The sequence below is a fragment of the Luteimicrobium album genome, from assembly GCF_030161555.1.
Classification (GTDB): domain Bacteria; phylum Actinomycetota; class Actinomycetes; order Actinomycetales; family Cellulomonadaceae; genus Luteimicrobium; species Luteimicrobium album.
Genome location: NZ_BSUK01000001.1, coordinates 1,983,727 through 2,002,562, shown reverse-complemented (window position 1 = coordinate 2,002,562; position 18,836 = coordinate 1,983,727). Strand labels below are relative to the sequence as shown.

22 protein-coding genes and 2 pseudogenes are annotated in these 18,836 nt (G+C 71.9%); 7 read left to right on the top strand and 17 right to left on the bottom strand.

Annotated features, from left to right (window positions below; all coding sequences use genetic code 11):
* The first annotated feature begins 160 nt into the window (after window positions 1–160).
* The 4 genes from QQK45_RS22170 to QQK45_RS10365 all read left to right on the top strand — a co-directional run bounded on the left by QQK45_RS22170 (window position 161) and on the right by QQK45_RS10365 (window position 2,171).
* Entirely contained in the window at window positions 161–328 is a 168-nt protein-coding gene (locus QQK45_RS22170) for a hypothetical protein (protein ID WP_348525200.1), read from the top strand.
* A complete protein-coding gene (locus tag QQK45_RS10375) occupies window positions 295–984 on the top strand; it encodes an MBL fold metallo-hydrolase (RefSeq protein ID WP_348525199.1) in 690 nt (229 codons plus the stop codon). The genes QQK45_RS22170 and QQK45_RS10375 overlap by 34 nt, the downstream gene beginning before the upstream one ends.
* A 46-nt stretch (window positions 985–1,030) precedes the next feature.
* Complete coding sequence (locus QQK45_RS10370; RefSeq protein ID WP_284293200.1) at window positions 1,031–1,678, top strand: DUF1345 domain-containing protein; 648 nt, start codon at window positions 1,031–1,033, stop codon at window positions 1,676–1,678.
* Between the two features lie 289 nt (window positions 1,679–1,967).
* Window positions 1,968–2,171, top strand: coding sequence for a hypothetical protein (locus QQK45_RS10365; RefSeq protein ID WP_284293199.1), 204 nt, complete (start codon window positions 1,968–1,970; stop codon window positions 2,169–2,171).
* Window positions 2,172–2,339: 168 nt separating this feature from the next.
* Here the strand turns inward: QQK45_RS10365 and QQK45_RS22165 are convergent.
* The 4 genes and pseudogenes from QQK45_RS22165 to purS form a co-directional block, all read right to left on the bottom strand.
* Window positions 2,340–2,961 (bottom strand): annotated as a pseudogene (locus tag QQK45_RS22165) (phosphotransferase).
* Between the two features lie 35 nt (window positions 2,962–2,996).
* Complete coding sequence (locus tag QQK45_RS10355) at window positions 2,997–3,143, bottom strand: hypothetical protein (protein WP_284293198.1); 147 nt, start codon at window positions 3,141–3,143, stop codon at window positions 2,997–2,999.
* Window positions 3,144–3,162: 19 nt separating this feature from the next.
* Window positions 3,163–3,873, bottom strand: coding sequence for a phosphoribosylformylglycinamidine synthase subunit PurQ (purQ, locus tag QQK45_RS10350; RefSeq protein ID WP_284293197.1), 711 nt, complete (start codon window positions 3,871–3,873; stop codon window positions 3,163–3,165).
* Window positions 3,873–4,160 carry a phosphoribosylformylglycinamidine synthase subunit PurS gene (gene purS / locus QQK45_RS10345; protein ID WP_284293196.1) on the bottom strand — a complete coding sequence of 96 codons (288 nt, stop codon included), beginning with the start codon at window positions 4,158–4,160 and terminating at the stop codon, window positions 3,873–3,875. Before purS ends, purQ begins: the two co-directional genes overlap by 1 nt.
* Before the next feature lie 263 nt (window positions 4,161–4,423).
* On the opposite strand from purS, the gene QQK45_RS10340 reads away from it, so the two are divergent.
* Complete coding sequence (locus tag QQK45_RS10340) at window positions 4,424–7,015, top strand: Ig-like domain-containing protein (protein WP_284293195.1); 2,592 nt, start codon at window positions 4,424–4,426, stop codon at window positions 7,013–7,015.
* 59 nt (window positions 7,016–7,074) lie between these two features.
* On the opposite strand, the gene QQK45_RS10335 is transcribed toward QQK45_RS10340, so the two are convergent.
* The 13 genes and pseudogenes from QQK45_RS10335 to QQK45_RS10285 form a co-directional block, all read right to left on the bottom strand.
* The gene (locus QQK45_RS10335; protein ID WP_284295009.1) at window positions 7,075–7,998 is read right to left on the bottom strand and encodes a phosphoribosylaminoimidazolesuccinocarboxamide synthase; all 924 of its coding nucleotides are present in this window, start codon (window positions 7,996–7,998) and stop codon (window positions 7,075–7,077) included.
* A gap of 41 nt (window positions 7,999–8,039) precedes the next feature.
* A complete protein-coding gene (thyX, locus tag QQK45_RS10330) occupies window positions 8,040–8,795 on the bottom strand; it encodes an FAD-dependent thymidylate synthase (RefSeq protein ID WP_284293194.1) in 756 nt (251 codons plus the stop codon).
* A 4-nt stretch (window positions 8,796–8,799) separates the two neighbouring features.
* Complete coding sequence (gene purD, locus QQK45_RS10325; protein ID WP_284293193.1) at window positions 8,800–10,125, bottom strand: phosphoribosylamine--glycine ligase; 1,326 nt, start codon at window positions 10,123–10,125, stop codon at window positions 8,800–8,802.
* Window positions 10,122–10,697 carry a signal peptidase I gene (locus tag QQK45_RS10320; protein WP_284293192.1) on the bottom strand — a complete coding sequence of 192 codons (576 nt, stop codon included), beginning with the start codon at window positions 10,695–10,697 and terminating at the stop codon, window positions 10,122–10,124. The genes purD and QQK45_RS10320 overlap by 4 nt, the downstream gene beginning before the upstream one ends.
* Window positions 10,698–11,050: 353 nt before the next feature.
* Window positions 11,051–11,578 carry an RCC1 domain-containing protein gene (locus QQK45_RS10315; RefSeq protein ID WP_284293191.1) on the bottom strand — a complete coding sequence of 176 codons (528 nt, stop codon included), beginning with the start codon at window positions 11,576–11,578 and terminating at the stop codon, window positions 11,051–11,053.
* The gene (locus tag QQK45_RS23165; protein ID WP_431310257.1) at window positions 11,575–11,802 is read right to left on the bottom strand and encodes a hypothetical protein; all 228 of its coding nucleotides are present in this window, start codon (window positions 11,800–11,802) and stop codon (window positions 11,575–11,577) included. The genes QQK45_RS10315 and QQK45_RS23165 overlap by 4 nt, the downstream gene beginning before the upstream one ends.
* Window positions 11,787–12,074, bottom strand: a pseudogene (locus QQK45_RS23160) (RCC1-like domain-containing protein); the annotation flags it as partial. The gene QQK45_RS23165 and the pseudogene QQK45_RS23160, both read right to left, overlap by 16 nt.
* The gene (locus QQK45_RS10310; RefSeq protein ID WP_284293190.1) at window positions 12,067–12,615 is read right to left on the bottom strand and encodes a hypothetical protein; all 549 of its coding nucleotides are present in this window, start codon (window positions 12,613–12,615) and stop codon (window positions 12,067–12,069) included. The pseudogene QQK45_RS23160 and the gene QQK45_RS10310, both read right to left, overlap by 8 nt.
* Before the next feature lie 330 nt (window positions 12,616–12,945).
* Window positions 12,946–13,944 (bottom strand): IS481 family transposase, encoded by a 999-nt coding sequence (locus tag QQK45_RS10305; RefSeq protein WP_284292406.1) that lies wholly within the window; start codon window positions 13,942–13,944, stop codon window positions 12,946–12,948.
* Window positions 13,945–14,011: 67 nt separating this feature from the next.
* On the bottom strand, window positions 14,012–14,446 hold the full coding sequence (locus QQK45_RS10300; RefSeq protein WP_284293189.1) for a hypothetical protein: 435 nt from the start codon (window positions 14,444–14,446) through the stop codon (window positions 14,012–14,014).
* A 207-nt stretch (window positions 14,447–14,653) separates the two neighbouring features.
* Window positions 14,654–15,988, bottom strand: a complete 1,335-nt coding sequence (locus QQK45_RS10295; protein ID WP_284293188.1) for a GNAT family N-acetyltransferase — start codon at window positions 15,986–15,988, stop codon at window positions 14,654–14,656.
* Between the two features lie 14 nt (window positions 15,989–16,002).
* On the bottom strand, window positions 16,003–17,289 hold the full coding sequence (locus tag QQK45_RS10290; protein ID WP_284293187.1) for an adenylosuccinate synthase: 1,287 nt from the start codon (window positions 17,287–17,289) through the stop codon (window positions 16,003–16,005).
* Between the two features lie 125 nt (window positions 17,290–17,414).
* The gene (locus QQK45_RS10285) at window positions 17,415–17,861 is read right to left on the bottom strand and encodes a DUF3151 domain-containing protein (RefSeq protein ID WP_284293186.1); all 447 of its coding nucleotides are present in this window, start codon (window positions 17,859–17,861) and stop codon (window positions 17,415–17,417) included.
* Between the two features lie 28 nt (window positions 17,862–17,889).
* On the opposite strand from QQK45_RS10285, the gene QQK45_RS10280 reads away from it, so the two are divergent.
* Together QQK45_RS10280 and QQK45_RS10275 are read left to right on the top strand one after the other, a co-directional pair.
* Window positions 17,890–18,237 carry an STAS domain-containing protein gene (locus tag QQK45_RS10280; protein ID WP_284293185.1) on the top strand — a complete coding sequence of 116 codons (348 nt, stop codon included), beginning with the start codon at window positions 17,890–17,892 and terminating at the stop codon, window positions 18,235–18,237.
* A gap of 19 nt (window positions 18,238–18,256) precedes the next feature.
* Window positions 18,257–18,793, top strand: coding sequence for an NUDIX hydrolase (locus QQK45_RS10275; RefSeq protein WP_284293184.1), 537 nt, complete (start codon window positions 18,257–18,259; stop codon window positions 18,791–18,793).
* Window positions 18,794–18,836: the final 43 nt, after the last annotated feature.

Sequence of the window (18,836 nt, the reverse complement as noted above, 5' to 3'; positions counted from 1 at the left end):
AGCGTCGACGCTGACTCGACGGTAACGAAGTCGCCCTTGGTCGCTTGACCAAATGCGGGTGAAAGCTCGGGCGAAACAAAGCCTGCATAACGGACCTAAATCGATTCACTTCGCAGCGGTCCACCCCGGGAGCCCCCGCTGGCTCGGCGATCATGGATCCGTGAACACCTTCCCTCCGCTGCGCGGACAGCCGCCCGTGGCCACCCTGGTGCGTGCCGACAACGCCGGCCCCATGACGCTCGACGGGACCAACACCTGGGTGCTCCGCACCCCGGCGCCCCGGGATGCGTGGTCGTGGACCCCGGGCCCGACGACGACCCCCATCTGACTCGCGTCGCCGAGGCCGCACTCGGGGACGGGCGAGGCTGGGTCGCGGCCGTCGTCGTCACGCACCGTCACGCGGACCACGCCGAAGGTGCGGCACGGTTCGCGGAGGACGTCCGCGCGCCCGTCCGGTCCGCCTTGAGGGAGCTCGGCTCGCCGCACACGACGCCGCTCCACGACGGCGAGACGATCGACGCCGACGGGCTTCTGGTCGAGGTGATCGCGACCCCCGGGCACACGTCCGACTCCGTGAGCCTGCACCTGCGGCGCGAACGGGTCGTCCTCACCGGCGACACGGTGCTCGGAACCGGCAGCACCGTTCTCATGGAACGCGACGGCGGCGACCTCGGCGACTATCTCATGTCGCTCGACCGGCTGGCCGCCGTGAGCCACGACACGGAGACTTCCGTCGTCGGCCTGCCCGGGCACGGGCCCGTCATCGAGGACCTCGGGGCGCGGGTCGCCGTGTACCGGGCGCATCGGGTCGAGCGACTCGAGGCGGTCCGCGCCGCGCTCCTCGACCTCGGGCTGCCCGCAGCGACGGACGACACCGTGGTGCGCGCCGTCGTCGAACGGGTCTATCCGGACGTCGACGTGAGCCTCCTTCCCGCCGCCACCCAGAGCGTGCGCGTGCAGCTCGCCCACCTCGCCCGCAGCTGAGCTCGCGCGACGGCGCTCACCCCCACGCGGTGCTTGACTGGGCGACGTGAGCACTCCCGTCGCCCGGCCGCACCACCCTGGCCGCATCTCCCCCGCGGGTCGGCTGATGGTCGGCGGGCTGCTGGGGCTCGTCGTCGGGGTGCTGTGCGGGCTCGTGCTCCCCGTAGGCCTGGCCGTGCTGCTCGGGTGGTGCACGGTGGCCGTCTCGTTCGTCGTGTGGACGTGGATCACGGTGTGGCCCATGGACGCGGCGAGCACCGCCGCCCACGCGACGCGCGAGGAGCCGACCCGGACGGCGACCCACGCGATCGTCGTCCTCGCCGCCGTCGCGAGCCTGGTCGGCGTCGCGTTCGTGCTGCTCGGCTCGAACGTCAGCAGCAGGGTGTGGGCCGCGGCGGTCGCCGTGCTGAGCGTCGTGTCGTCGTGGGCGGCCGTCCACACGCTCCTCGCGCTCGGCTACGCGCGGATCTACTTCGGCGAGCCGGAGGGCGGCATCGACTTCCACCAGACCGAGCCGCCGCGGTACTCCGACTTCGCGTACGTCGCGTTCACGGTCGGGATGAGCTACGCGATCTCCGACACCGACGTCGGCTCGTCGGCGATCCGACGGCTCGCGCTCGGGCACGCGCTGCTGTCGTACCTGTTCGGCACGGTCATCCTCGCGGCGCTGATCAACCTCGTCGCGGGGCTGTGAGGTCCGCGCGCACGGCCGCCACGACGTCCTCGAGCGGGATGATCGCGCCCCGCAGCTCGCCGGGCGTCGCGTGGAACGTGACCCCGCTCCCCCGTCGGGCGGCACGGAGGCGTAGCCGAGCGCCGTGCGGACGGCGTCGGAGCCGTGGGGCTCCGCGGGCCCTTCGCCGAGGAACAGGACGACGTCCGCACCCCGGCCCGGGACCTCCGAGTCGAGCGGGAACCCCTGGTAGCCCGGGGTGGGCGTCGAACCGTCCGCCGCGCAGCCCTTCGGGTCGATCACGGACAGGGTGATCTCGAGCTCCTGGCCGTCGCTCAGGCCCGGCTGGCCCGGACGGACGGCGACCACGTCGTCGACCGTCACGTGGAACATCTCGGTGACGGTCGCGTGCGTCACGTCCGGCGGGGACTGGCTGGCCTGGGCGGCGTCGTCGACGACGTGGGCCCGCACGACGGCGTCCGTGAAGGTGTCGAGGCTCTGCAACGACGTGTAGCCGGCGGCGTCGATCACACAGCGCGTCCGGCTGCCCCCGCCCACCCCGGTGGCGCAGCCCGCGAGCGCCGCGGCCGTGACCACGGCGCCCAGCACGCCCCCGGCGACGATCGCCGAGACCCTGACCCGGCCCCCACGCGTCATGGGACCGACACTAGCCGAAGACCCGTCAGGTCGCGTCCCACAGCTCCCGGTAGTAGGCCGTGCGGTCGGCGTCGAGGGTGGTGCCGTAGGCCGCGAGGAGCTCGTCCTCCCAGCCGGGCCCGTAGTTCCACTGCGTGCTCCACGCCGCGATCGCGAGGTCGGCCCACGGGTCCGCGACGCCGAGCGTGCCGAGGTCGACGTGCGCGAGCCACCGGCCGTCGTCGGCGAGGAGGGTGTTGGGTGCGCACGCGTCGCCGTGGCACACGACGAGCCGGGCGGGCTCGGGCACCTCGGCGGCGAGCCGGTCGAGGAGGGCGGGGTCGGCGTCCGGGGCGCAGGCGACCGCGGGCGACCCGCGACGCGACGCCCCAGTCGTACGGGCAGTCCGCGACGGGCAGCGTGTCGTGCAGGGCGCGCAGCCCCTCGCCGATCGCCCGGACCGCGGTGCGCGGGTCGGCCCGCCACCGCTCGCTCACCGCGCTCTCGCCCGGGAGCGCCGCCGTCACCAGCCAGGTGGCGCCGTCGTCGTCGGTACCGGCGTCCAGGACGCGGGGGACGGGCGTGAACCGCGCCGCCCAGGCGAGGCGCTCCGCCTCCGCCGCGAGGTCGAGCTCGGCCGCGCGCTCGGTGGCGGGAGCCCACTTCACGAACCGCGCACGCGGGCCGTCGCCCAGCCGGAACGTCAGCCCGCAGACGGCGTTCGCCCACACCGGGACGACGGCGTCACCCCGGCCAGCCGCTCCACGACCGCGGGCACGACGACGTCGGGCGGGGGCGCACCCGCGAGGTCGGACGGCCCGTGCGACGACAGCGGCTCGGGCACGGTCACGTCAGCGAGGAGCCGTCGGTCAGGCGGCGACGAGGTACGCGAGCACGGAGGTGAAGAACGTCAGCCCGTCCGTGCCGGACCTGGGGCCGTCCGCGGAGGCCGGCCCGAAGCCGGCCTCGACCGCGTGCTCGGGGTGCGGCATGAGCCCGACGACGTTGCCGCGCGCGTTCGTGACGCCCGCGATCCCGCGACGCGAGCCGTTCGGGTTCCAGCCGTCGTAGCGGAACACGACGCGGCCCTCGCCCTCGAGCTCGTCGAGGGTGTGCTCGTCGGCGACGTACTGGCCGTCCTGGTTCTTGAGCGGGACGACGATCCGCTGGCCCTGCTCGTACTCGTTCGTCCACGCCGTGGACGCATTCTCGACGACCAGCGGCTGCTCGCGGCAGATGAACGACAGGTGGTCGTTCTTGATCATCGAGCCGGGCAGCAGGTGGACCTCGGTGAGGACCTGGAAGCCGTTGCAGATGCCGAGCACGGGCAGGCCGCCGTTCGCCGCGTCGACGACCTTCTCCATCACGGGCGCGAACCGGCTGATCGCCCCGGCCCGCAGGTAGTCGCCGTACGAGAACCCGCCCGGCAGGACGACGGCGTCGACGTCGTGCAGGTCCGCGTCGCCGTGCCACAGCGAGACGGCCTCGGCGCCCGCGAGCCGGACGGCGCGTGCCGCGTCCCGGTCGTCGAGCGTGCCCGGGAAGGTGATGACGCCGATCCGGGCGCCGGCCGCGCTCATCAGGCCAGGCCCTCGGACTCGACCGTCGCGGCGGCGTCGGCCTCGATGTCGGCGACCCGGACGACGTCCTCGATGACCGGGTTCGACAGGACCGTCTCGGCGGCACGCTGAGCGGCGTCGAGCACCTCGGGCGTCACGTCGCCCTCGACCTCGAGCTCGAACCGCTTGCCCTGACGGACGCTCACGAACTGGTCGAAGCCCAGACGCGGCAGGGCGCCGGCGACGGCCTTCCCCTGCGGGTCGAGGATCTCGGGCTTGGGCATGACGTCGACGACTACGCGTCCCACAGGGGCTCCTTCGAGGGGGCGCCGCCGGCAGGGAGCGCCGGACGGGCACGGGGCGGCGGGGATCCGCGGCCCAGTCTACCGGCGGGACCTTTCACCCGCGGACGCCGCTTGGCGCCGGTGACCTGCGTCACGTAGCGTGACGCTCGCAGCGCGTGGCTCCGCCTGGAGACGCACCCGTGCTGTGCACGTCCATCGAGCCTCCCCGTTCGCTTGCGGAGCCACGGGCAGGGGTCGGTGCTCGCGTTCGAAGGAGAACACGAGAAGTGACATCAGCACACCGCCGGCCCCGTCGGGGCCGGAGCGGCGCCGCGCGCGCCGCCACCGCCGGGCTCGCCGCCGGCGCCCTCGTCGCCACCGGCCTCGTCGGTGCGACCCTCGCCGCCACGTCCGCGTCCGCGGCCGCGGCGGACAACCCGTTCGGACCGAACGTCACGATCTTCGACCCGTCGATGTCGACGGCGGACATCAACAGCGCCCTCGCCGCCGCCCAGGGCTACGGCGAGTTCAGCACCGACCGTCACGCCTTCTTCTTCAAGCCCGGCACGTACGGCAGCGCGGCCGGTCAGGACGACCCCGCCACCGCGACCGACGTGATCAACGGCCAGGTGGGCTACTACGAGACCGTCGCCGGGCTCGGCTCGAACCCCGACGACGTCACCATCAACGGCGCCGTCCACGCCGAGGGCGTCCCGCCGACGAACGTCTGCCCCTGGGACAACAGCGGCGGCGGAGACAGCGCGCTCACGAACTTCTGGCGCTCGCTGTCGAACATGAAGATCAACCCGATCCAGCAGCCCGTCGCCGGCGACACCGGCGTCAAGGGCGTGTGCTACCCGTCCGACGACAACCCGGACGGCCTCCTCAACCCCGAGGGGATCGCCGACGCGCACCAGCTCCGCTGGGCCGTGTCGCAGGCCGCGCCGCTGCGCCGCCTCGACGTGACCGGCAGCCTGTCGGTGTTCCCGCGGTTCGGCGGGTTCTCGTCGGGCGGCTACCTGTCCGACTCGCGGGTCTCCGGGACCATCAGCTCGGGCTCCCAGCAGCAGTGGTACACCCAGGACAGCCAGCTCCAGACCTGGGACGGCGCCGTCTGGAACCAGGTGCTCGCGGGCGTCAACGCGGACGCGACCTACACCACGCCGTCGGGCACGGTCACGGCGGACCAGCTCGCCTACCCGAACCCGGCCTACACGGTCGTCCCGAAGACGCCGGTCAGCCGGGACGCCCCCTTCCTGACCTGGGACAAGAACCACGGCTACGCCGTGTTCGTGCCCGACGCGCGGACCGACAGCTCGGGCGTCTCGTGGGCCGACGGCGACGACTCCGGTACGTCGCTGCCGATCTCGTCGTTCTACGTCGCAAAGCCCGGCGACTCCGCCGAGACCATCAACAAGGCGCTCAAGAAGGGCCAGAACCTCGTCCTCACGCCGGGCGTGTACTCGCTCGACGAGGCGCTCGTCGTGCCCAAGGCCAACCAGGTCGTCCTGGGCCTCGGCATGGCGACCCTGTCCCCCACGAACGGCAACGCCGCGCTCGTGACCGGTGACGTCAAGGGCATCAAGATCGCCGGGATCACGGTCGACGCGGGCGCGGTGAAGTCCGACGTCCTCGTCCAGGTCGGCCCGGAGGGCGCCAAGAAGTCCGACGCGTCGAACCCGACGACGCTCTCCGACGTGTTCGTGCGCGTCGGCGGCCCGCACGCCGGCAGCGTCACGACGGCCATCGAGGTCAACTCGCCGCGGACCCTGCTCGACGACATCTGGTCGTGGCGCGCGGACCACGGCGCGGGGGTCGCGTGGGAGCAGAACACCGCCGACCACGGCCTCGTCGTCAACGGCGCGCACGTGACCGCGACCGGCCTGTTCGTCGAGCACTACCAGAAGGAGCAGGTCGTCTGGAACGGTGAGGACGGCACGACCGTCTTCTACCAGTCGGAGCTCCCGTACGACCCGCCGACCCAGTCGGCGTGGAAGGACGGCGACCGTGACGGGTACGCGTCGTACGCCGTGTCGCCGGACGTGAAGACCCACACCGCGTACGGGCTGGGGATCTACTCGTTCTTCGACCCGACCCGCAACGACGGCTCGGACATCCGGCTCGAATCCGCGATCACGGCGCCCGTCACCAAGGGCGTCACGTTCACGCACGCGGTCTCGCGCTTCCTCAACGGGGTCGGCGGGATCAACCACGTGATCAACGACGCGGGCAAGGCGTCGGTCGCCGGCAGCAACGACGACTCGACGACCTACGTCGACACGTACCCGGGCGCCCTGCCGCCCACGGTGAAGTCGATCTCCGTGCACGACGGCGACGTCGTGAGCGGGAAGGCCACGTTCAAGGTCAAGCTGGACGGCCCGGCGTCGGACATCTCCTACACGTACATCGAGCTCAACCGCGGCGCGGGGCACGTGTGGGTCACCGACAACACCAAGGCCCCCGGCTCGACGAACTCCGGGACGAACCCGAAGCTCGTCGTCGACACCACGACCCTCCCGGACGGCGTCTACGGCCTCAAGGTCGACGCCATCGGGAAGAACGGCAAGGGCGTCGAGAAGACCGTGTCCTTCACGATCCACAACGCGCCGGTGCTCACGTTCAAGAGCCCCGCTGCGGGAGACACCGTGTCGGGGAAGACGAACGTCAAGGTCAAGCTCGCCGGCGGGAACCTGCAGGCGTACAACCTGCGGGTCGACTCCGCCGGGCTCGACTACGTGTACCAGCCCACCGCGGGCACGTTCACGTACAAGCTCGACACCCGGGCCCTGAGCAACGGCACGCACACGCTGCTGGCCACCGCGACGGACAAGGACGGCGACAAGACGACGGTGACCGAGAAGATCACCGTGCACAACTGACCCGACCCTCGGACGACGGCGGCGCGGTCACCCTCGCGCGTGGCCGCGCCGTCGGCGTGTCAGGACTCCTGCTCGAGCGGGCTTCCCGTGAGCCGCTCGTACGCCTCCAGGTACCGGTCGCGCGTGGCCTGCACGACGTCGTCGGGCAGGGCCGGCGGCTCGGCGCCCGACGCGCGGTCCCAGCCCGAGGCGGGCGACGTCAGCCAGTCGCGCACGTACTGCTTGTCGAAGCTGGGCTGCGCGTGCCCGGGCTCCCACGTCGCCGCATCCCAGAACCTCGACGAGTCGGGGGTGAGGACCTCGTCGCCGACGACGACCGTCCCGTCGGCGGCGCGCCCGAACTCGAGCTTCGTGTCCGCGAGGACGACGCCGCGCTCGCGGGCCAGCTCCTCGGCGCGGCCGTAGACGGCGAGCGTGAGGTCGCGGAGGTGGGCTGCGTCGTCGGCGCCGATCGTGGCCGAGACCTGGTCGAGCGTCACGGTCTCGTCGTGCTCGCCGACCTCGGCCTTGGTGGACGGCGTGAAGATCGGCTCCGGGAGGCGCGACCCGTCCACGAGGCCGTCGGGCAGGGCGATCCCCGAGACCTCGCCCGTGCGGCGGTAGTCCGCGAGACCCGAGCCCGTGAGGTAGCCGCGGGCGATGCACTCGACCGGGAACATGTCGAGGCGGCGGCAGATCATCGCGCGCCCCGCCACGACGTCGGGCACCAGGCCGTCGCCCGGCTCCGCGCTGACCTCGGTGCTCACGACGTGGTTCGGGACGACGTCGGCGAGCCGGTCGAACCACCACAGGCTGAGCTGGGTGAGGACGACACCCTTGTCGGGGATCTCGGACGCGAGGACGTGGTCGTACGCGCTGATCCGGTCGCTCGCGACGACCAGGACGACGTCACCGAGCGGGTGGACCCCGCCGATCGCCGGGAGGTCCGGCTCGTACAGGTCGCGGACCTTGCCGGAGTAGACGTGGCGCCAACCGGGAAGCATGGGGGTGTCGGTCACACCACCAGTCTCCCAGACCGGTCGCCTCAGGGTGCGACCCGTCCGTGCCCGACGAACGCGGCATGGGCCAGCGGCATGAGCCGTTCCCACGCGGCCTCCATCTTCTCCGCGCACAGCTCGATCTCCCGTTGAGGGAAGGACGGGAAGGTGCTGCCCTCGGCCCGACGGCGCAGCGACAGGAAGTTCATGAGCGAGCGAGCGTTCATGGTCACGTACATGGACGAGTAGAGGTCGAGCGGGAGGACCATCCGTGCGACCTCCCGTGCGACGCCCGCGTCGAGCATCGCCCGGTAGGACCGGTAGGCGTGAGCGGCGACCTCCCGCACCGACGCGTCCACGAGAGCGTGCTGCTCCGCACTACCGGGCAGGAACTCGTACGCGCCGGGCTTGCCGACCTGCACGAGGGCACGACCGTCGTCGGGCACGTAGAACACGGGACGGAGCTCGCGATACCGGCCGGACTCCTCGTTGTACGACGCGATCCGGTGCCGCATGAACTCCCGGAACACGAAGATCGGCGCCTGGACGTAGAACGTCATCGAGTTGTGCTCGAAGGGCGAACCGTGACGGTCGCGCATCAGGTAGTTGATCAGGCCGCGGTCACGCGGCGCGGCACCCTCCGAAGACCCTCCGTCCAGGGCGACGTCGAGGCTCTGCTCCCCGAGCGTCGAGACGCGGGCCGCGAACAAGACGTCGGCGTCGGACGCGCTCGAACGCACCAGCTCGACCGTGACGTCGCTGCGGAACTGGATCTCGTCGCCTCCCGGCGCGCCTTTGGTCACGATGTCAGTGCGCTTCCGGGGAAGGCTGGCCCACGGCAGGCGCCGCGTGCCGCGGCCGGTGGGGAGTCGCCGCCGCGAGAGCGATGTCGGTGCGGTACTGCGACCCCGGAAGGTCGATCCGGGTGACCGCCTCGTAGGCGCGGTCGCGGGCCTCGGTGAGGTCGGCGCCGACCGCCACGACGGACAGGACCCGGCCTCCCGCGGAGACCAGCGTGCCGTCGTCGCGGGAGGTTGTGCCCGCGTGGAGCACGTGCACGCCGCTCACCTGCTCGGCGGCGTCGAGGCCGGTGATCGGGTCACCGGTGCGGGCGTCCTGCGGGTAACCGTGCGCGGAGACGACCACCGTCACCGAAGCCTGTGCGGACCACCGCAGCGGCTCCAGGTCGGCGAGCGTCCCACGCGCAGCCGCGTACATCACGGCCGACAGCGGCGTCACCAGGCGAGCGAGCACGGACTGGGTCTCCGGGTCGCCGAACCGGGCGTTGAACTCCACCACGCGCACCCCACGGCTCGTGAGCGCCAGCCCGCAGTACAGGACCCCGACGAACGGCGTCCCCTGCTCTCGCATCGCGTCCACGGTGGGGCGGGCGACCCGTGCGACGACCTCGTCGACGAGTCCCTCGGGCGCCCACGGCAGCGGCGTGTACGCGCCCATGCCACCCGTGTTCGGGCCGAGGTCCCCGTCGAGGGCACGCTTGAAGTCCTGGGCGGGCACCAGCGGGACGACGCTCGTACCGTCGCAGACGCAGAACAACGAGACCTCAGGCCCGTCGAGGAACTCCTCGACGACGACCTGTCCGCCTTCCTTGGCGAGGCACGCGGCGGCGTGCTCGAGCGCCGCGTCCCGGTCGTCGGTGACGACAACTCCCTTGCCTGCCGCCAGGCCGTCCTCCTTGACGACGTACGGAGCCCCGAAGGCGTCGAGCGCCGCGACCACCTCGGGCAGGGTGGCGCACACGTGCGCCATCGCGGTCGGGACATTCGCCACCGCCATGACCTCCTTGGCGAAGGCCTTGGAACCCTCGAGCCGGGCCGCGGCCGCGTCAGGGCCGAAGACCGGGATGCCTGCGGCGCGCACCGCATCCCCCACACCCGCAACGAGCGGCGCCTCCGGGCCCACGACGACCAGATCGGCCCCCAGGCTCACCGCGAGGGACGTCACGGCTGCCGGGTCCGTCGCGGCGACGTCGTGCAGGGTCGCGTGACGCGCGATCCCCGGATTCCCTGGCGCTGCGTGCAGCTCGTGACCGGTGCCGTCCGCGGCTTCGCGGGCGAGGCTGTGGACGATGGCGTGCTCGCGAGCACCGGACCCGACGACGAGGATCTTCACGAGGCCTGATCGTAACGGTGGGTCGGGGCGGGCTTCTCGTCGGTGCCACCTCCTGGGACGTCGTCCTGGCGCCGCGGACCTCCTGACGGGACGAGCGCGAAGCCGACGAGCGCGCACGCCGCCACGACGAGCGGGATCCCCACCGTGGGCCGTCGGACCACGTCGACGAAGGCCTTGGCGTGCGGAACCGTCACGACGGGGACGTAGGTCCGCTCGACGACATACGGCGCGGGGTCGTCGCCGCTGTTCGCGTCGCCGCGCAAGGTGAGCGTGCGGGCATCGCCGGGGCCGTCCTCGACGCCGACCACGCGGTGCGTCACGAGCACGCCGTCGGCGTTGCGCGCGCTCACCACGTCCCCCACCCGCACCGCCGATGCCGGAACCCGTCGCGACACCAGACCGTCACCCACGTGGTACGTCGGCTGCATCGAACCGGAGATCACGACGAGCGTCTGGACATACCCGCTCCGGACCCCGACGAACAACGCCAGGCCCAGGACACCGGCGAGGGCTCCCGCCCACAACAGCGCCGAGCCCGCCCAGCGCAGCCCGACGCGCACGCCGCTCACCATCCCGCCCATGGCGCACGCATCGCTCCCGGCCTGTTCAGCACGCCGTTCGACCCCATCCCGAGCTCCCCTGGTCGTTGGCCCCCAAGCGAACGCCAGGCCGCTCGACCCGACGCCCGCGCCATGGCCCGACCCGGCTGCGAACGAGGAGAAGGTCGCACCCGCCATGTCGCCGCGATCCACCTCGACCGGCGAAAGGCAGTCGGTCTGCCCGATCGCACCACCACCCGTCTGCGCATTGTCGTTCGCACCCCAGCAGAACCAACGGCCCGAGGACGACCCCGCACACATCGTCGCGGGCGCGGCGGACACCTCACCTATCGCGATGCCCGCGACAGGGCTGCCCGACCCGACGGTCACGGGTACGGTCGACGTCGTCGTCGACCCCTCCCGAGCTGTCCGCGCGCACCCTGGCCCCAGCAGTAGACCCCCGCAGACGCGGTCGGGCCGGCGACCGCGCACGCGTAGTCGTCTCCGACGGCGACGTGGGTCACGGTCTTCCCGGACAGCACTCCCGCCACGTTCACCGCGACCGGGGACGTCGTGGACGTGGTCGAGCTGTTGCCGAGCTGCCCCAGGGTGTTGCCTCCCCAGCAGTAGGCGCTGCCACCGAGCACCGCGCAGGCCGAGGTGGCGCCCACGGCGACGTCTCCGACACCGAGTCCGATGATGTTGAGGATGTTGAGCGAGGTGAACACCGAGATGGAGTAGGACGACCGCCCGGACGGTCCGAACGTCTGGCCCGAGCAGAACACGTTGCTCGTCAGCGGGATGAGCAGAAGACTCGTCGGAGCGATGGCGCACGACGAGGACGGCCCGGCGGCGATGGCCGTGACACCGGTGAGGGTCTGGTGACCGATGAGCGCGTCCGTCAGGACGGTCACGGGGAAGCGCGGTTCGTCGTGGTGCCGTCCCCCAGCTCACCGGACGTGTTCTGACCCCAGCAGTACATCTGCCCCCCGCTGAGCGCACACGTATGGTTCCCGGAGGCGGCGATCTGCGTGACGGTTCGCGAGGCCAGCAGCCCCCGACCGGTCCGACCGGCACGTTGGACGACCCGCCAGCGGTGCCAGTCCCGAGCTGGCCGACGTCGTTCGCGCCGGCGCACCACACCTTGCCGGTGGCGAGCACGCACGTGTGGTGAGCTCCGACCGCGACGGACGTGGCCTCGGCCGTGATCGCGGCGACCTGCGCGGCGCCCCGCGCGACGACCACGTCGTGCCAACGCGCCTGGGTCGTCCCCGTCACCGCGGCCAGCCCCACGCCGACGGCCACGAGCGCGAGGAAGACCACGGCGCGATGCAGGGCTGGCCGTCGAGCGCCGGACGCAACCACGACCACTCCCGTTCGAGCCCGGCTCACCCCGCCGATATCACCCATCAACGTCACCCACCCCGCCCCGGCGCCGCATCGAGCGAGTCCGCGCGACGAGCCCGAGCCCGCCCCCGGCGACGGCACCGGCCAGCACCGCCCACGTCAGCGGTACAGCACCGGTCGCCGCGAGGGCCCCGGGGTACTGCGAGCCGATAGCCTGCGAACCCGGCTCCGCCGGATCGGCCCCTTGCACGAGGTGCTCGAACCGGAGCATCCCGCTGGCGCCGGGCGGCGCGTCGTCGTCGACCGTGACCAGCACCCTCAGGTGCGCGGCGTCACCCGCGGGGACCCTGAGGCCCTTCCCGTCCCCTGAGGCCGGCGCGCGCCAGGAGCGGGCGAGCGTGACCTCCCGTCCGCCCGGGCAGACGTCGCCACGCCAGGTGACCGGGCACGCCGTCACCGTGCTCGTGAGCGAATCGGCAAGCGTCCCCGTGCCGGCGACCCTCATCCGCACGACCCGTCCGTCCGTGCCGTGCGGAGAGAGTAGGTCGACGTTGACAGCGCGCGTCTCGCCTGCCGCCATGCCCTGGAGCGCGAAGGACGACACGCTCGGCACCACAGCGGAGCCGGCGACCCGGCCGCTCACGGACTGGGAGGCACCCACTGCCCGGGTCGCCGAGGCGACACCGAGCACGAGTAGGACACCGAGCCCGCAGGCGCCGAGAACGGCCAGGGCGACGTGAAGGTGCGAGACCCGGGCGGGAAATGTCGCCCGGGCCTGTGACACGCTCATCGTCAGCTGACGCTCGAGCCCTGGACGTGGACGGTGATGGTCGCCGTGGCACCCTGTGCGGTGGTCGGCAGGTCCTCCGCCACCGTGTAGGTGAGGTTCACGGGGACCCAGTCACCGGCGGCAAGGTTGCCCGTCGTGCCTGCGCTAGGTGTGATGTCCAGGCAGGTTGTTGTCGATCCTGCTGATGGGTGGGGCTCCGATGGCGGAGTGGTGCCTGTGGTGATTGTAGAAGTGGAGCCAGCCGGGTAGCGCGGATCGGCGCTCGGATTCGGATCCGTAGAAGCGGGCGTAGGCCCAGCCGTCGGCGAGGGTGCGGTGGAAGCGCTCGATCTTCCCGTTGGTCTGCGGCCGGTAGGGGCGGGTCTTCTTCGCGGTGATCCCGAGCTGCGTGCAGGCGTCGCGCCAGGCGTGGGACTTGTAGGCAGACCCGTTGTCCGAGAGAACCCGCTCGACGGTGACGCCGCGGGCAGCGAACCAGGACACCGCGCGGCGCAGGACACCGATCGCGGTGTCTGCCTTCTCGTCGGCATGGATCTCTGCGTAGGCGACGCGGGAGTGGTCGTCGATCACGGTATGCACGAACGCAGTGCCGAGCTTGGGCTCGTGACGGTGGTTCCTGTTCTTCGTGCGGTTGGCGGTGGCTTCCCGGTTGCGCTCGCCTTGGACGCGTCCGACGAATCGCCAGCCGCCACCATCGGGGATGTTGCCGAACTTCGTGACGTCGACATGGATCAGCGAGCCGGGGTGGTCGTGCTCGTAACGGCGGATCGACTCACCGCTAACTCGGTCGATATGGCTGAGCCTGTTGATCCGGCAGCGCACCAGGACCGCGTGAACGGTCGATGCGGGCAGGCCGAGCTCGCCGGCGATCTGTATCGGTCCCAGTCGGCGTCGCCACCGCCTCTTCACGATCTGCTTAACCACGGGCAGTGGTGTCTTCGTCGGCATCGACCATGGTCGGCTCGAACGATCGGCCATCCCGGCGGGTCCCTCCGAACGCAGCCGGGCCGCCCACTTGCGGGCAGTGACGGGCGAGACCATGAACATCTTCGCTGCGACCTGCGGCGACCAGTGATCCTCGACGATCAAGCGCGCCAGCCGCAGCCGGGCACGCGGGGTCAGAGCAGCGTTAGCGTGGGACACGAGGGCCTCCCGGTTCGTGAAGCGGTTGAACTCAACAACTCCACTTCACAACCGGAGGCCCTCACCCTCAGCTCTTCACGGCCGTGTCGCCGAAACAACGTCCCTGGACATCACAGCTAGGTGTGCCGTATGCGACTGTCACGGAGAGGTCGGCCTGGAGGTCCGCATCGTCCGACGCGACCGTCGTGGTCGGTGCCGCGAGGTTGGCGGCGACGTCCGAGTCGGTGTCGTTGCGGACCCACACCGTGCGGTCCACGGTCGTTCCGGGCGAGAGGTTCTCCGCGGCCGGGATCGTCAGGGTGATGGCGTCCTCGGTCGCCGACTCCTCCCAGGTTGGTGTTCCGGCCGGGTCGGTGACCGACCCCTGGAGATTGAAGGCCGACGTGGTCGCCGTCCCTTGGAACCACACGTTGTCGGACCACAGTGCGCTGGTGGCGGCGAAGCCGACTCCCAGCACCGCGAGACCAGCGAGCCCGACCTTGATCTTGTTGCTCCGACGCACGTCGGCACCTCCTGGACCACGCCCGTGGCAGCGCTGCCACGGTGCGAACCCGGGTCGTTGTGAGCCCGTACCCCCTGCGGCATGGGCAGCGATCCGTGGGCCGAGCGTAGGCCTGTCATCTCGCCTGCGCGCGGCGAACGGATGCGGGTCGAGGAACGCGACGCCGCGAAGCCCTCGCCAGGCAGGGCGACTCAGCGCTCGACGCGCTCAGTACCAGAAGCTGAGCCGCGGGGCCTCGTGCCACCCCAGCACCCGGGCCGCGTGTGCCATGTCCGACGTCGTCGCACGCCCCGCGGCAACGAGCGTCGCGAGCGAGACGCCACCCAGGTAGACGATCGCGAGCTCGGTGACCCCGAGGGAGACGGCGGTGGCCCCGGCGGGCGCGGCCGCGCCGTCGGGCCACGCCTCGACGACGCCACGGCCACCGTCGTCGACGCGCAGCACCCAGCGTCCACCGGTGATGCCGAGCGGGTCGGTGACCTCGAGCGCGAGGACACCGGGCGCCCCGTAGCACCGGCCCTCGAGCGCGGCGGGCACGTCGAGGATCCGCACGTAGTGGTGGTCGACGACCTCGACGTGCGCGGCGCGCTGGTCGGCGATCATCCAGCGCAGGGGCTCGTCGACGGACAGCTCGGAAGCCCGCACCTCCCCGATGAGGTCGAGCCCGAGCACGAAGCGCCACAGCGCCGCGTGCGCGTCAGGGGTGTCGGCGAGGAGCAGCGACACGGTCGCCGTCGAGCGGGCGTAGTCGGCGAGGTTCTCGTCGACGCTGTAGGCCAGCAGCCCACGGACCTCGCCGGCGGCGTCGGTGTACTGGACGGCACGGATCTTGCCCGCCTGCTTGGCGTCGGGTCGCGTGCCCGCGAAGGTGTCCCACTGCCCGTCCGGCAGGACGAGCTCGCCCACGACCCGCGGCCGCACACGTTCGTGCAGTGCCGGGGCGAGCTCACGCAGTCGCTCGCGCGACACGAAGTCGACGCGGCCCGCGGGGTCCGGGCCGATCCACCCGGCACGGCGGTTGTCGATCCGCCACGACGTCACGGGGACCGCCGCCCCGAACCCGTAGCGCCCGTAGAGCTGCGACTCGCTCACCGTGAGACTCGCGAGCGGCACCCCGAGCGCGGCGGCCGTCCGCAGCTCGCCCTCGACCAGCGCCCGGGCGATCCCGCGCCGGTGATGCGTCGCCGCGACGGTGACCGAGCTGACCGCGAGCGTCGGGAGGGTGGCACCGCCCGGAACGGTGAGACCCGTGACCCACCCCGCGACCGAGCCGACGGGCGCCGCAGGTTCGGGGGCGGACGGGTCGTAGACACCCACCGCACGGCGGTACGTGCTGCGCTCGCGGACCGCCGCGAGCTGCTCGGCGCTGCGTTCGGTGTCCAAGAAGCCGCGGGCCACACTCTGCGTCCAGGCGTCACGTTCGTCGTCGGTAGTGACGAGCCGCAGCTCGAGTCCACCGGCCGCGAGCCGGCTCGCGGACTCCTCGTCGACGGGGGCGGTCCGCTGGCGCGCGGCGAGCGAGGCGAGGGTGTCAGAGACCATCCCCTCACCCCACCTCATCCGAGCAGGTCGTGCACCTGAATAGTCGCGTCACGGGCCGGGCCGACGCCGATCGCGGAGATCCGGGCACCCGACATCTCCTCGAGCGCGCGGACGTAGCGCTGGGCGTTGACGGGAAGGTCCGCGAAGGCGCGGGCGTTCGAGATGTCCTCCCACCAGCCGTCGAGCTCCTCGTAGATCGGCTTCGCGTGGTGGAACGCCGTCTGGTCGGTCGGCATCTCGTCGTAGCGGACGCCGTCGACGTCGTACGCGACGCACACCGGGATCTTCTCGATGCCCGTGAGCACGTCGAGCTTGGTCAGGACGAGGTCGGTCAGACCGTTGACGCGGCTCGCGTAGCGGGTGATGACCGAGTCGTACCAGCCGCAGCGGCGCGCGCGCCCGGTGGTGACGCCGAACTCGCCGCCCGTCTTCTGCAGGTACTCGCCCCACTGGTCGAACAGCTCGGTCGGGAACGGGCCCTCGCCCACACGCGTCGTGTACGCCTTGACGACGCCGATCACCCCGGTGACCCGGGTCGGGCCGATTCCCGAACCCGTGACCGCGCCTCCCGCCGTGGCACTCGACGAGGTCACGAAGGGGTACGTGCCGTGGTCGACGTCGAGCATGGTCGCCTGGCCTGCCTCGAACAGGAGGGTCTTGCCCTCGTCGAGAGCCCGGTTGAGCACGAGAGAGGTGTCCGTGACCATCGGCTTGAGCCGCTCGGCGTGCTGGAGCAGCTCCTCGACGGTCTCCTCGACCGTGATGGCGCGGCGGTTGTAGACCTTCACGAGCAGGTGGTTCTTCTGGTCGAGAGCGCCCTCGACCTTCTCCGCCAGGATCTTCTCGTCGAACAGGTCCCACATGCGGATGCCGACGCGGTTGATCTTGTCCGCGTACGCCGGGCCGATGCCGCGGCCGGTCGTGCCGATGCGGCGCTTGCCGAGGAAGCGCTCGGTGACCTTGTCGATGGTCCGGTGGTAGCCCGCGATCACGTGCGCCGAGCCGGAGACCAACAGACGCGAGACGTCGACGCCCCGCGCGATCAGGGCGTCGAGCTCCTCGAAGAGCACGTCGATGTCGACGACGACGCCGTTCGCGATCACCGGGACGACACCCGGCGAGAGGATGCCCGAGGGCAGCAGGTGGAGCGCGTACTTCTCGTCGCCGATGACGACCGTGTGGCCGGCGTTGTTTCCGCCGTTGAACTTCACCACGTAGTCGACGCGCGACCCGAGCAGGTCGGTCGCCTTGCCCTTGCCTTCGTCACCCCACTGGGCCCCGACGAGCACCACGGCCGGCATGACTCCACCACTTTCACGATCGCTGGACAAACCTTCGCGAGTCTACCGGTTGGCGCGCTCTTGACCTTCGCGGGACTCCGTCGGCGGAGCCGGGCGCCCCGTGCCCACGGGGCGCCCGGCTCCGGTCAGGACCGCAGTGCCGCGACCTCGTCCGGTGTGACGCCCGAGTCGACGAGGAACTGGCGGCAGCGGACACCCTCGTCGGTCTCGCCGATCAGGTCCGCCGCCTCCGCGAGCGCGAGCAGAGCCCTCAGCGCGCCCTGGTTGGCGACGTGGTCGACCGGGATCGGCCCCTGGCCGCGCCACCCCGCCTTGCGGAGCGAGTCGAGTCCGCGGTGGTAGCCGGTGCGGGCCAGCGCGTAGGCCAGGAGGTCGGATTCGGGCAGGCCCGCGGTGCTGCCGCGGCCGGCGAGCGCGTCCTCCGCCAGCACCGCCCATACGTACGACGACGCGGGGTGCGCGCGGGCGGCGTCGGACACGCTCGCACCGTCGGCGATCATCGCGCGGGCGACGAGGTCGGCGTGGTCGTCGGGCAGGCGGACGGGTTCGGGACCCAAGAGGTTGTGTGCCATCCGCCCATTGTTGGCTACGGTGGCACACATGATCGAGATCGCCACGTCTCCGGCGACGACGACGCTCGTCGTCACAGGCGACCTCGACCTCGCCGAACGTGACCAGTTCCCCGAGATCGCGGCCCGCGTCGTCGGGCTGCGCCGCCAGCTCCTCGTGATCGACATGTGCGCCGTGACGTTCATGGACTCCACGGGCGCCGCGTTCCTCATCTCGCTCGCCGACTCCGGGCGCAAGCGGGGCGGCGCGACGGTGCTGCGCGGCACCTCGGACCGGGACCTGTTCGTCCTCGAGGTGTGCGGCGCGCTCGACCTGTTCCGGATCGACCGGGCGCACCGGTGCACCGACGAGTTCCTGCTCCAGGGGCCGGCGTCGTGAGCAGGTCAGGGACGGTTCGGTGGCGGTGACCGAGGCCGCCGGCCTGGTGCTGTGGCGCCGGGGCGCCGCGGGCGTCGAGGTGCTCGTCGGGCACATGGGCGGTCCGTTCTGGTCCCGCAAGGACGCGCGAGCGTGGACGATCCCCAAGGGCGAGGTCGAGGTCCTCCCGGCCGACGACGACGCCCCCGCCCGCAAGGAGACCCTCTACGACGCGGCGCTCCGCGAGACCGCGGAGGAGCTGGGCGTCCAGCCGCCGTCGGCGACCGGCCCCGACGGCGCCCCCGAGCCGGACGTGCCGCTCGGCACCGTCCGCAACAAGAGCGGCAAGCGCGTCACCGCGTGGGCGCGCCGCGTGCCGGACGGCTGGGACCTGCCCGACCCGGGCCGACCCGCCTCCAACACGTTCACGCTCGAGTGGCCGCCCCGCTCGGGCCGCACCCAGGAGTTCCCGGAGCTGGACCGCACCCGCTGGTGCCCCCTCGACGACGCGCGCGCCCTCGTCATCGCGGCGCAGGAGGAACTCCTCACCCGCCTCGACACGCACCTCGAGGGCTGAGCCCCGCCGCGCCGTCGAGCAGGGTCATCACCCGCGCCGACCA

Excerpts from the sequence above, each read along its gene's own strand:
- purQ (WP_284293197.1), bottom strand. The coding sequence starts at position 3,873 with ATGAGCGCGGCCGGCGCCCGGATCGGCGTCATCACCTTCCCGGGCACG.
- QQK45_RS10335 (WP_284295009.1), bottom strand. The coding sequence starts at position 7,998 with ATGCTTCCCGGTTGGCGCCACGTCTACTCCGGCAAGGTCCGCGACCTG.
- QQK45_RS10320 (WP_284293192.1), bottom strand. The coding sequence starts at position 10,697 with ATGGTGAGCGGCGTGCGCGTCGGGCTGCGCTGGGCGGGCTCGGCGCTG.
- QQK45_RS10295 (WP_284293188.1), bottom strand. The coding sequence starts at position 15,988 with ATGGTCTCTGACACCCTCGCCTCGCTCGCCGCGCGCCAGCGGACCGCC.
- QQK45_RS10290 (WP_284293187.1), bottom strand. The coding sequence starts at position 17,289 with ATGCCGGCCGTGGTGCTCGTCGGGGCCCAGTGGGGTGACGAAGGCAAG.
- QQK45_RS10285 (WP_284293186.1), bottom strand. The coding sequence starts at position 17,861 with ATGGCACACAACCTCTTGGGTCCCGAACCCGTCCGCCTGCCCGACGAC.
- QQK45_RS10280 (WP_284293185.1), top strand. The coding sequence starts at position 17,890 with ATGATCGAGATCGCCACGTCTCCGGCGACGACGACGCTCGTCGTCACA.